This is a genomic window from Pseudomonas sp. PA-1-6B, from assembly GCF_021609545.1.
Taxonomy (GTDB): domain Bacteria; phylum Pseudomonadota; class Gammaproteobacteria; order Pseudomonadales; family Pseudomonadaceae; genus Aquipseudomonas; species Aquipseudomonas fluorescens_BV.
In genome coordinates this window covers 1-12,319 of sequence record NZ_WJZM01000009.1, presented here as the reverse complement: position 1 = coordinate 12,319, position 12,319 = coordinate 1, and the positions used below count along the sequence as shown (strand labels likewise).

Annotated in this window: 12 protein-coding genes; 9 read left to right on the top strand and 3 right to left on the bottom strand. The window is 58.7% G+C overall.

All coding sequences use genetic code 11. From position 1 onward, the window contains the following. Positions 1-152: 152 nt before the first annotated feature. Positions 153-497 (bottom strand): pentapeptide repeat-containing protein, encoded by a 345-nt coding sequence (locus GIV35_RS06965; protein ID WP_236264318.1) that lies wholly within the window; start codon positions 495-497, stop codon positions 153-155. A 92-nt stretch (positions 498-589) separates the two neighbouring features. After that, positions 590-2,146: a bifunctional aminoglycoside phosphotransferase/ATP-binding protein gene (locus GIV35_RS06960; protein ID WP_223023229.1), complete on the bottom strand. Its 1,557-nt coding sequence runs from the start codon at positions 2,144-2,146 to the stop codon at positions 590-592. Positions 2,147-2,264: 118 nt separating this feature from the next. Between GIV35_RS06960 and mrcB the strand changes: the two genes are divergently transcribed. The 9 genes from mrcB (at position 2,265) to msrQ (ending at position 12,082) form a co-directional block, all read left to right on the top strand. After that, positions 2,265-4,589 (top strand): penicillin-binding protein 1B, encoded by a 2,325-nt coding sequence (mrcB, locus tag GIV35_RS06955; protein ID WP_198863007.1) that lies wholly within the window; start codon positions 2,265-2,267, stop codon positions 4,587-4,589. Between the two features lie 16 nt (positions 4,590-4,605). After that, entirely contained in the window at positions 4,606-5,340 is a 735-nt protein-coding gene (locus GIV35_RS06950) for a tetratricopeptide repeat protein (RefSeq protein ID WP_105228480.1), read from the top strand. Then, a complete protein-coding gene (locus GIV35_RS06945; RefSeq protein WP_057975454.1) occupies positions 5,340-5,669 on the top strand; it encodes a YqcC family protein in 330 nt (109 codons plus the stop codon). Before GIV35_RS06950 ends, GIV35_RS06945 begins: the two co-directional genes overlap by 1 nt. Positions 5,670-6,101: 432 nt before the next feature. Next, on the top strand, positions 6,102-7,826 hold the full coding sequence (locus tag GIV35_RS06940) for an acetolactate synthase 3 large subunit (RefSeq protein WP_014719928.1): 1,725 nt from the start codon (positions 6,102-6,104) through the stop codon (positions 7,824-7,826). Between the two features lie 2 nt (positions 7,827-7,828). After that, the gene (gene ilvN, locus GIV35_RS06935; RefSeq protein ID WP_003176102.1) at positions 7,829-8,320 is read left to right on the top strand and encodes an acetolactate synthase small subunit; all 492 of its coding nucleotides are present in this window, start codon (positions 7,829-7,831) and stop codon (positions 8,318-8,320) included. Positions 8,321-8,366: 46 nt separating this feature from the next. Then, complete coding sequence (gene ilvC / locus GIV35_RS06930) at positions 8,367-9,383, top strand: ketol-acid reductoisomerase (RefSeq protein ID WP_003194132.1); 1,017 nt, start codon at positions 8,367-8,369, stop codon at positions 9,381-9,383. 144 nt (positions 9,384-9,527) lie between these two features. After that, positions 9,528-10,385: a CDP-diacylglycerol--serine O-phosphatidyltransferase gene (gene pssA, locus GIV35_RS06925; RefSeq protein ID WP_014719927.1), complete on the top strand. Its 858-nt coding sequence runs from the start codon at positions 9,528-9,530 to the stop codon at positions 10,383-10,385. A gap of 63 nt (positions 10,386-10,448) precedes the next feature. Continuing rightward, entirely contained in the window at positions 10,449-11,462 is a 1,014-nt protein-coding gene (gene msrP / locus GIV35_RS06920) for a protein-methionine-sulfoxide reductase catalytic subunit MsrP (RefSeq protein WP_034127028.1), read from the top strand. After that, entirely contained in the window at positions 11,462-12,082 is a 621-nt protein-coding gene (msrQ, locus tag GIV35_RS06915; protein WP_105228478.1) for a protein-methionine-sulfoxide reductase heme-binding subunit MsrQ, read from the top strand. The genes msrP and msrQ overlap by 1 nt, the downstream gene beginning before the upstream one ends. A 28-nt stretch (positions 12,083-12,110) precedes the next feature. On the opposite strand, the gene GIV35_RS06910 is transcribed toward msrQ, so the two are convergent. Continuing rightward, positions 12,111-12,319, bottom strand: a 209-nt coding sequence (locus GIV35_RS06910) for a hypothetical protein (RefSeq protein WP_236489264.1), incomplete at its 5' end; no start/stop codon positions are given.

The following is a 12,319-nucleotide window of genomic DNA, read 5'->3' as shown; positions in this document are numbered from 1 at the left end:
TGAAAATGAGTGTAGCGCTCAGTAGGAAAAGCGTGGTTCTTTGGTCAGAAAGGGCTGAAAAGCTTATAAGGATGGCGCGACGGCGCTTGCTCGCAGGCAGGCGCAAAGTGCCCGGCAGGCAGGGGGGGCTGGCCGGAACTCGGTGTGTGGGGTTACTTGGTGCGGTAGCGCAGGCGAGTACCGAAATTGACCGACATGAGTATTTCGTCAGCCGTGAGTTCGGGCGGGAAATAAACCCCCGAAATCTGCGCATGGGCCAGGCTGGCACCTTCCAGTGAGCAGCCACGCAAGTCCAGGCCACGCAGGTCGGCAGAGCGGAAATAGGCGTCGGTGAAGTCAATGCCGGTGGCGTTCAGGTCGCGCAGGTCCAGCCCTCGAAAGTCGCCACCGCGCATGTCGATCGTGCCGTTTTCAGGGCGCTCCTGGTTGAAGCCGCGAATGTCGTCCTTGTGCAGAAGGGCGTAGAGCGGGGTATCAAGAAGCTTTGGCTGACTCATGATCGCGACTCTGGCTGGCGTTATGGAGCCAGTATAGTGCCACTATCGCTGGGTCGCGCGCCGAAGACGACGACGCGACCAAGAAATATTTCTTACAGGCCCGGCAAGTGCTGACGGATATGCCCGACCAACGCGTCGAGCGTCCCGCTTTCATTGGTCTCCACACGCTTGCTGAGCAGCAGCTCCTCGGCAGTCAGCGGATCACGACTGGCTTGTTGTTCTTCGATAACGGCCAGTGTGGCGTCAGACGGATCGTTTTTATCCGCCTGACGTTGTGCCAGCCAACTGGTGATAACGGCTTGCGGGGCGTTGCAGTCGAGGATCAGGAACGGCGCGCCAGTGGCTTCGGCAACCTGGGCGGCGGCGTCACGCTGTGCGCGTTTCAGGAAAGTGGCATCCAGCACCACCGGGTAGCCGGCGCGCAGCACGGTGTCGGCAATCTCGTTCAGACGTGTGTAGGTGGCAGCGCTGGCGTCTTGATTGTAGATACCGGCCTGCAGGCTGTTCTCTACCCGTTGTTCGCCAAACAGGCGCTTGCGCTCTACATCCGAACGCAGGCGTACCGCGCCCAGGGCTTCGACCAGGCGCATGGCCACGTGGCTCTTGCCCACCGCTGAAACGCCATGGGTGATTGCCAGGAAGCGCGAGGGGATAGTGCTGTAGCTTTCCGCCAGGTTGGCGTAGTTGCGGTACTGGCGCAGGGTGTTAGCGCGTTGCACCGGGTTGGCTTCGCTCGGCATGCTGAACAGCGCAACCTTGGCGCGCACCAACGCACGGTAGGCTTTATAGAAGTTCAGGAGTTCCAGGCCCTGGTAGTCGCCGGTCAATTCCAGGTACTGGCTTATGAAGCGCCGTGCCAGGCATTTCAGGCCGCGATCTTCCAGGTCCATCGCCAAAAAAGCGGTGTCGGCGTACACGTCGGTAAAGCGGAAAGGCTCGTTGAACTCGATGCAGTCGAAGATCACCACGCGGCCATCGATCAGCGTGGCGTTGCCCAGGTGAATGTCGCCGTGGCATTCGCGGGTATAGCCATCGAGCTTGCGCTGCGCAAGCAAAGGCTTGAGGCGTTCGAAGCTGCTTTCAGCCCAGGCTTGCAGAGCCTCCAACTGAGTCAGGTCGGCCTTGTCGCTGAGGAACGGGCGGATCTGGTCAAAGTTCTGGCGTACCGGAGCCATCACCTCTTCCGGCGTGCCGGCGGGGTGATCTTGCGGGACTTTGGGGGCGTTGAGGTGGAACTGGGCGATCTGCTTGGCCATCTCATCGATGTGCGCGCTGGTCAGTTCGCCGTTGGCTTGCAGGGTGCTGAGCATCTGGCTTTGCGGGAACTGGCGCATTTTCAGCGCGTACTCGATGGCCGGGCCGTCGCCACCCAGTTGCGGCGCCTCGGCAGTGCCGGTAATCGGCAACACTTCAAGATACAAATCTTCGGTCAGGCGCTGGTTGAGGCGCAGTTCCTCGCGGCAGAAATGTCCACGATCATCCAGGTGGGTGAAGTCCAGGAAGCCGAAGTTCATCGGTTTCTTCAGCTTATAAGCGTAGGGCCCCGTCAGTATCACCCAGGAAATATGGGTCTCGATGACTTGAAACGCTTCAACCGGATGAGGGTACAAGGCCGGGTTTTGCAGGGCAGCGATCAGGGTCTGGCTCACGGGCGATCCTTCAAAGTCTGGGGAAAATCATGGGGGGCATTATGGCTGCTGATGCCAGTCGTGCAAACCGCTGTCCGGCTCATGTTGATCATCAATAAAGTGCGTATAATCCGCCGCCATGACTCGAACCCGATCTCCCCGTTCCCGTAAAAAACCTCCTTCCCGCGGCCCGCGCCCTTGGCTGGGCTGGGTGATCAAGCTTGGCCTGGTGGGCCTTGTGGCGGTCGCCGGCCTTGCGGTGTACCTCGATGCCGTGGTGCAGGAAAAATTCTCCGGCAAGCGCTGGACGATTCCGGCCAAGGTGTATGCACGCCCGCTGGAGCTGTTCTCTGGCCAGAAACTGAGCAAGGATGACTTCCTTACCGAGCTCGATGCGCTGGGCTACCGCCGCGAACCCGTGAGCAATGGCCCTGGCGCTGCGGCGGTCAGCGGTAATACCGTCGACCTGAACACCCGTGGCTTCCAGTTCTACGAAGGCCTGGAAAAAGCCCAGCCGGTGCGCGTGCGTTTTTCTGGCGACTATGTGGCTGAGCTGTCGTCGCTCAATGGCTCCAAGCTGCCGGTGGTGCGTCTTGAACCGTTGCTGATCGGCGGTATTTATCCGAAGAATCTTGAAGATCGCATCCTGATCAAGCTCGATCAGGTGCCGCCGTATCTGCTGGAAACCCTGGTCGCTGTCGAAGACCGCGATTTCTATAGCCACTGGGGTGTGTCGCCGAAGTCGATCGCCCGTGCTATCTGGGTCAATACCTCCGGCGGCAAGATGACCCAGGGCGGCAGTACGCTGACGCAGCAACTGGTCAAGAACTTCTACCTGACCAACGAACGCAGCCTGACCCGTAAACTCACCGAAGCCATGATGGCGATGTTGCTGGAGCTGCATTACAGCAAGCAGGAAATCCTCGAGGCTTACCTCAACGAGGTATTCGTCGGTCAGGATGGCCAGCGCGCCGTGCACGGTTTTGGCCTGGCCAGCCAGTTCTTCTTCGGGCAGCCGTTGTCTGAGTTGAAATTGCATCAGGTCGCGTTGCTGGTGGGGATGGTCAAGGGGCCGTCCTATTACAACCCGCGCCGCAACCCGGAGCGTGCGCTTGAACGGCGCAACCTGGTGCTCGATGTATTGGAGCAGCAGGGTGTCGCCACCGCTGAGCAGGTGGCCGCTGCCAAGAAAATGCCACTGGGTGTGACAACCCGCGGCAAGCTGGCGGATAGCTCATTCCCGGGCTTTATCGACCTGGTCAAGCGCCAACTGCGCGAAGACTACCGCGACGAAGACTTGACCGAAGAGGGGCTGCGGATCTTCACCAGCTTCGACCCCATCTTGCAGATGAAGGCCGAAGCGTCGGTCAACGACACCTTCAAGCGCCTGACTGGCCGTAAGGGCTCGGATGAAGTCGAGGCCGCAATGGTTGTGACCAACCCGGAAACCGGGGAGGTCCAGGCCATGATCGGCAGCCGCCAGGCCAGTTTCGCCGGCTTCAACCGCGCACTGGATGCCGTGCGGCCGATTGGCTCGCTGGTCAAGCCTGCGGTTTATCTCACAGCACTGGAAAAACCCAGCAAGTACACGCTGACCAGTTGGCTGTCCGATGACCCGCTGTCGATCAAAGGCGCGGATGGCCAGGTATGGACGCCCAAGAACTTCGACCGCCGTTCCCATGGCACGGTGTTCCTGTATCAAGGATTGGCGCATTCCTACAACATCTCGACCTCGCGTCTGGGGCTTGAAGTGGGTGTGCCGAACGTGCTGAAGACTCTGGCGCGACTGGGAGTCGAACGTGAATTCCCGGCGTTCCCGTCCATGCTCCTGGGCGCTGCGGCCATGACGCCGATGGAAGTGACCACCATGTACCAGACCCTGGCCAATGGTGGCTTCAATACGCCGATGCGCGGTATTCGCAGTGTGCTGACCGCCGATGGCGAACCGCTCAAGCGTTACCCGTTCCAGATTCAGCAGCGCTTCGACGCGGGCTCCATCTACCTGATCCAGAACGCCATGCAGCGCGTGATGCGCGAGGGTACGGGGCGTTCGGTCTACAGCGTGCTGCCGTCGAACCTGACCCTGGCGGGCAAGACCGGTACCAGTAACGACTCCCGCGACAGCTGGTTCGCAGGTTTCGGCCAGGATGTACTGGCGGTGGTATGGCTGGGGCGCGACGACAATGGCAAGACGCCGTTCACCGGTGCCACCGGCGCGCTGCAGGTATGGACCAGTTTCATGCGCAAGGCTGACCCGTTGCCGCTCAACATGCCGCAGCCGGACAATATTGTGCAGGCCTGGATTGATCCGCACACCGGCCAAGGCTCCGATGCCAACTGTCCGGGCGCGGTGCAGATGCCGTATATTCGCGGCAGCGAACCACCACCCGGCCCTGCGTGCGGTGGCAGTGCCCCTGCTGACGCGGAATCGGTGATGGATTGGGTCAAGGGCTGGATGAATTAAGCAAAGAGGGTTTCAAGTGAACAAGTTGTGGATTCCAGCGATTGCGGCTCTGGCTTTGCTCGGCGGTTGCTCCAGCGTGCAGCGCGGCTCTATACCCGTGGTGGACGCGAGCACGTCCGTCTCCAACAACGACCGCATTTCGGCCAATGGCGGCTTCCGTCAGACCGTGGTCAAACGGCCTGCCCAGGCTGCAACCCAGGCAATTCCCCAGGATTCCGGCGTCGTAGTGATGGTGCCCGGCAGTGGGGCTGCAACCTCGGCGCCTATCAGTGCCGAGCCATGGACGCCAGGCCCGAGCACTTCCGGGCCGGTGAACTCCACGCCGATTCAAACTGCGCCGGTCAACCAGGGCACCTACAACATGCCTTCGACGCCGAGCGGTATTCCGCCATCGTCCAATGCGGGCGGGTTGTCGGCTGACGAACAACTCGATGGCCCGGTGCTGGCGTTGCTCACCACCGCTCAGCAGCAGCAGGCGGGTGGCGATTTGAATGGCGCCTCGTCGAGCCTTGAACGTGCCCAGCGCGTGGCGCCGCGTGAGCCACAAGTGCTCTATCGCCTGGCCCAGGTGCGCATGGCCCAGGGCGATGCACCCCAGGCGGAGCAATTCGCTCGCCGTGGCCTGAGCCTGGCCAATGGGCGCCCAGACCTGCAAGCCAGCCTGTGGGCCTTGATCGGGGATGCGCGTGCCGCCCAGGGCGATGCAGCGGGTGCCGCCCAGGCGCGGCAAAAAGCCAAGGTCAGCCTCTGATGGATGCGCGTTTTCCCGCGATTGCCGAGCAGTTATTGCTGATCGAGCGCGAACTGCGCGTGCAGGGCTGGTGGGATGAAGTATCCCCCAGTGTTGAAGCCCTCAGCAGTGTCGAACCCTTTTCTGTCGATACTCTGGACTTCCACCAGTGGCTGCAGTGGATCTTCCTCGCGCGTATGAAGCAGATCCTGGAACAGGACCTGCCCTTGCCGAATGCGTCGGGGATCCTGGAAATGGCCGAGATGGTCTACGCCGACCGGCCGCGGGAGAGCCTCGGCTTGCGTAACGCGCTGAAAAAGTTCGATCAATTGATCGCCGACGCTCGTTAATTGCCTGACTGCCGGTTTTTCCGGCAGTCTTGCGCACATTTCTACCGCTTGACGACATTCAGGCGAGTTTTATCCCTCCTCAAAGCCCTTTCTTCTGCGTTCGCATGCGCTTAGTTGGAAAAAAGCGCAATTATTGCTTGACTTGAAGGGCGTGAAACAGAAGAATCCAAAGTCCGCTGTATCGGGACTGCCAGAAGCAGGCCCGCTCAGCAGATCATGAGGCGCACATCCGCGCCGACCTGTAACACCCGCAACGCGTTACCTCGCGCTGGGTGGGAAAAGCCCGCAACACTTGGGACGATCCCAATACTTGCTCAGTCAGTGCTGACGTAGTCGGCGACCACCGTCGCTCATGCTCTGTTGAGAAGTAAACCTATTAAGACCCGTCGGTTTTTTAACGGACGGTATTCTGGCGTTTTAGAGGTGAACAACGTGGAGCTTTTATCTGGCGGTGAGATGCTCGTCCGCTTTTTGCGTGACGAAGGCGTCGACTATATCTACGGGTACCCAGGTGGTGCTCTGCTGCATGTCTACGACGCACTGTTCAAGGAACCGGCTGTTACCCACATCCTGGTTCGCCACGAACAGGCCGCGACCCATATGGCTGACGGTTACGCCCGTGCCACCGGTAAAGCCGGCGTGGTACTGGTAACGTCCGGCCCAGGCGCAACCAATGCCATTACCGGCATCGCGACTGCGTATATGGACTCCATCCCGATGGTGATCATCTCTGGCCAGGTGCCTAGCACCATGGTCGGCACCGACGCTTTCCAGGAAACCGACATGATCGGTATTTCCCGGCCGATCGTGAAACACAGCTTCATGATCAAGCACGCGTCGGAAATCCCGGAAGTCATGAAAAAGGCGTTCTACCTCGCACAGTCCGGTCGCCCGGGCCCTGTGGTGGTCGATATCCCGAAAGACATGACCAACCCGGCCGAAAAATTCGAATACGTTTTCCCCAAGAAAGCCAAGCTGCGTTCCTACAGTCCGGCCGTCCGTGGGCACTCGGGGCAGATCCGCAAGGCGGCAGAAATGCTCCTGGCGGCCAAGCGCCCCGTGTTGTACTCCGGCGGTGGCGTGATTCTGGGCGGCGGTTCCGCGCCACTCACCGAGCTGGCCAAGCTGCTCAACCTGCCGGTGACCAACACCCTGATGGGCCTCGGCGCATTCCCGGGTTCGGACCGTCAGTTTGTCGGCATGCTCGGCATGCACGGCAGCTACACCGCCAACCTCACCATGCACCACGCCGATGTGATCCTGGCCGTGGGCGCGCGGTTCGATGACCGAGTGATCAACGGCGCGAGCAAATTCTGCCCGAATGCCAAGATCATCCACATCGACATCGACCCGGCGTCCATCTCCAAAACCATCAAGGCCGATGTGCCAATCGTGGGGCCTGTAGAAAGTGTACTGACCGAAATGGTCGCTGCACTCAAGGACATCGGCGAAACGCCGAATAAGGAGTCCGTTGCCAGCTGGTGGAAGCAGATCGACGAATGGCGCGGTGATCGCGGCCTGTTCCCTTATGACAAGGGCGACGGCAGCATCATCAAACCACAAACCGTGATCGAAACCCTGTGCGAAGTGACCAAGGGCGACGCCTTTGTGACCTCCGACGTGGGCCAGCACCAGATGTTCGCGGCGCAGTACTACAAGTTCGACAAACCTAACCGCTGGATCAACTCCGGTGGCCTGGGCACGATGGGCTTTGGTTTCCCTGCGGCCATGGGTGTGAAACTGAGTTTCCCGGATGCCGACGTTGCTTGCGTCACTGGCGAAGGCAGCATCCAGATGAACATCCAGGAACTGTCGACGTGCCTGCAATACGGTCTTCCAGTGAAGATCGTTTGCTTGAACAACGGCGTGCTTGGCATGGTTCGTCAATGGCAGGACATGAGCTACGGTAGCCGTCACTCCCATTCCTACATGGAATCGTTGCCGGACTTCATCAAGTTGGTTGAAGCCTATGGCCACGTCGGCATTCGCATCACTGATTTGAAAGATCTGAAGCCGAAGATGGAAGAAGCGTTCGCCATGAAGGACCGCCTGGTGTTCATCGATATTCAGGTGGATACCAGCGAGCACGTCTACCCGATGCAGATCAAAGACGGCTCTATGCGCGACATGTGGCTGAACAAGACGGAGCGTACTTAATCATGCGGCATATTATCTCCCTGCTTCTGGAGAACGAACCCGGCGCTCTGTCTCGTGTTGTCGGCCTGTTTTCGCAACGCAACTACAACATCGAAAGCCTGACCGTGGCCCCGACCGAAGACCCGACCCTGTCGCGCCTGACGTTGACCACCGTAGGCCACGATGAGGTGATCGAGCAGATCACCAAGAACCTCAACAAGCTGATCGAAGTGGTCAAGCTGGTCGACCTGTCGGAAAGCGCTCACATCGAGCGCGAACTGATGCTGGTCAAGGTCAAGGCCACGGGTGCCCAACGCGCCGAGATCAAACGCACTACCGATATTTATCGCGGGCAGATCGTCGATGTGAGCGCCAGCGTTTATACCGTTCAACTGACCGGTACCAGCGACAAACTGGACAGCTTCATCCAGTCGATCGGGACGGCCTCGATTCTGGAAACCGTACGCAGTGGTGTCACCGGGATTGCCCGTGGCGACAAAGTACTCAGCATCTAACCCAATTAGCGAATGGCCTTACGGCCTGGATATATAGAGGAACCTCATGAAAGTTTATTACGATAAAGATTGTGACCTGTCGATCATCCAGGGCAAGAAAGTCGCCATCATCGGCTACGGTTCCCAGGGCCACGCCCAAGCGTGCAACCTGAAAGATTCCGGCGTGGACGTGACTGTTGGCCTGCGTAAAGGCTCGGCCACTGTCGCCAAGGCTGAAGCCCATGGCCTGAAAGTGACTGACGTTGCTTCTGCTGTCGCGGCTGCCGACCTGGTCATGATTCTGACCCCGGACGAGTTCCAGTCTTCGCTGTACAAGAACGAAATCGAGCCGAACATCAAGAAGGGCGCCACCCTGGCCTTTTCCCACGGCTTCGCGATTCACTACAACCAGGTTGTGCCACGCGCTGACCTCGACGTGATCATGATCGCGCCGAAAGCACCGGGCCACACTGTGCGTTCCGAGTTCGTCAAAGGCGGCGGTATCCCTGACCTGATCGCGATCTACCAGGATGCGTCGGGCAATGCCAAGAACGTTGCACTGTCCTACGCTGCTGGCGTGGGTGGCGGTCGTACCGGCATCATCGAAACCACCTTCAAGGACGAGACCGAAACCGACCTGTTCGGTGAGCAAGCCGTTCTGTGCGGCGGTACCGTTGAGCTGGTAAAAGCTGGTTTCGAAACCCTGGTTGAAGCTGGCTACGCGCCGGAAATGGCCTACTTCGAATGCCTGCATGAACTGAAGCTGATCGTTGACCTCATGTACGAAGGCGGCATCGCCAACATGAACTACTCGATCTCCAACAACGCCGAATACGGCGAGTACGTGACCGGCCCTGAAGTGATCAACGCCGAGTCCCGCCAGGCCATGCGCAACGCCCTGAAACGTATTCAGGACGGCGAATACGCCAAAATGTTCATCAGCGAAGGCGCTACCGGCTACCCTTCGATGACCGCCAAGCGTCGTAACAACGCCGCTCACGGTATCGAAGTCATCGGCGAGCAACTGCGCTCCATGATGCCGTGGATCGGTGCCAACAAGATCGTCGACAAAGCCAAGAACTAAGTCGTACGCATCAAGGGAAAACGCGGCTTAGGCCGCGTTTTTTCGTTTGAGGGGTTGGTTCTGGTATAAAGCTGCATCGTTTGCAGGCGAACACTCGCTGCAAGTATCTGTCGAATTTTTTCACACCGTTGCAAGGTAAAGTCCATGAGCGAACGTCCCGAAGAGCCAAACCAGGCTTCCGACGCCGAAAGCATGCTGCCGATCGATGAACATGTCGAAGAAGGGCATGACGCCGAAGGCCGCAAGGTCCGGCATCGTGGCATCTATCTGCTGCCCAACCTGTTCACCACGGCGAATCTGTTCGCCGGCTTCTACTCCATCATCAACTCCATGAGTGCCCAGAGCGCGCTGGCGGCGGGTGATGCGGCGAGTGCCAGCAAATACTTTGGCTTTGCTGCTATCGCAATTTTCGTGGCCATGGTGCTTGACGGCCTGGATGGTCGCGTGGCGCGTATGACCAATACTCAAAGTGCTTTTGGCGCCGAGTACGACTCGTTGTCGGACATGGTTGCCTTTGGTGTTGCCCCCGCACTGCTGGCGTTTGCCTGGGCATTGGGTGACATGGGCAAGGTCGGCTGGATGGTTGCCTTCATCTATGTCGCGGGTGCCGCTTTGCGCCTGGCGCGCTTCAACACCCAGGTAGGGACTGCCGACAAGCGCTACTTCATCGGCCTTGCCAGCCCGGCAGCGGCGGGTGTTGTCGCGGGGATTGTATGGGCGTTCAGTGACTACGGGATTCAGGGATCGAAGATGTCGTTCCTGGTTGCCCTGATGGTGGCAGCGGCCGGCATGCTGATGGTCAGCAACATCAAGTACAACAGCTTCAAGGAATTTGACCTCAAGGGGCGCGTGCCTTTCGTGGCCATCCTTGTTGTGGTGCTGGTGTTCGCGGTCGTGTTCAGTGATCCGCCGCGTATCCTGCTGCTGGCGTTTCTGGCCTACGCGGCTTCGGGTCCGATTCAGTACTTGTTGCGTCTGCGTCGGGACAAAACATTGTCTTAATGTAATTTCCCCCATACTCCGCAGTCTATTGGTGCATCAGTTCTCCAACGCTGCGGAGTTACCATGTTAATCAAATTACCCAAAGCGTCCGATTGTCACGAATCGGATGTCACGCCTGAATCCTTCTATCTCTCTCGCCGCAGCCTGCTCGGTGGTGCGCTTGCCGGTATTGCCGCCAGCAGCTTGCCGCGTTGGGCCAGTGCCGGCGATGCTTCGCGGTATGCCGACGTCGAGCCGGGCAGCGCGCCCAACTGGTTTACGGAAAAACTTCCGAATGCGAAGTGGCAGTCGGTGACGGTCAAAGATGAGGCCATCACGCCATTCAAGGATGCAACTCACTACAACAACTTCTATGAGTTCGGGACAGGCAAGGGCGACCCGGCAACGAATGCGGGCTCGCTCAAGACGCAGCCCTGGAGTGTGGTGATTGATGGTGAAGTCGCAAAACCTGGGCGCTATGCCCTGGAGGACTTCATGAAACCCTATGCGCTGGAAGAGCGCATCTACCGCCTGCGTTGCGTCGAGGCATGGTCCATGGTGATTCCGTGGATAGGTTTTCCCATCTCGGCGTTGCTCAAGCAGGTCGAGCCAACCTCCAAAGCCAAGTACATCCGTTTTGAAACCCTCCAGGATCCCAAGAGCATGCCTGGGCAACGCTCAAGTTTCGGCTTGATCGACTGGCCTTATGTGGAAGGGCTGCGCCTGGATGAGGCGATGAATCCGTTGGCGATCCTCGCCGTGGGCATGTACGGACGGGAGTTGCCTAACCAGAACGGCGCACCGTTGCGCTTGGTGGTGCCGTGGAAGTATGGCTTCAAGAGTGTGAAGTCCATCGTACGTATCAGTCTGGTCAGTGAGCAGCCGAAAACGACTTGGCAGAGTATTGCTGCCGATGAGTATGGGTTTTATGCGAATGTGAATCCTACGGTCGATCACCCGCGCTGGACCCAGGCGCGGGAGCGCCGCCTGCCGAGCGGCCTGTTTAGTCCGAATGTGCGCGAGACGCAGATGTTCAATGGCTATTCGGATGAGGTCGCTTCTTTATATACAGGCCTCGATCTGCGGAAGAACTACTGATGCGCTATCCCATCTGGCGCACCGGCGTGTTTGTAGCCGCAGCAGTGTGGCCATTGCTCTGGCTGTATGAAGCGTGGAGTTCTGCGCTGGGGCCTGATCCAGGCAAGGTGCTCGTTGATCGCCTGGGTTTGGGGACGCTCATTTTATTGCTGATCACACTTGCTATGACGCCGCTGCAGAAGTTGAGCGGGTGGGCGGGGTGGATAGCGGTGCGGCGACAGTTGGGGCTGTGGTGCTTTGCTTATGTTGTGCTGCACCTGGCGGCCTATTGTGTGTTTGTCCTGGGGCTGGATTGGTCGCAGCTCGGCGTAGAGTTGAGCAAGCGGCCCTACATCATTGTGGGTGCGCTGGGGTTTGTTGCTCTCCTTATGTTGGCTGTCACGTCGAACCGCTATAGCCAGCGTCGGTTGGGGAGTCGCTGGAAGAAGCTGCATCGTCTGGTCTATGTGATTCTTGGGCTCGGTTTGCTGCACATGCTATGGATAGTGCGGGCGGATCTGAAGGAGTGGGCCATCTACGCTTCTATAGGTGCGCTACTTCTGTTGATGCGGGTGCCGCCGGTAATGCGTCGAATCCCTCACCTTATTGCTAAAAAAGCGCCTTCTGCCACAAAAGCGTAATTAAGCCTTGACGGCAGATTCTGGAAGCCTATAATTCGCCCCACTTCCGGCGCAGTCGAAACGGAAAACTCCTTGATAAACAATGAGTTATGCGGTTTTCGGCAGCAAGTTGCTTCAGTTCATCGAAGCCAAAAGGAAGTTGAAAAAGAGGTGTTGACAGCAGCGTGTAACGCTGTAGAATTCGCCTCCCGCTTACGAGAGATCGCAAGCGCAAGTGGTTGAAGTTGTTGAAGAAAT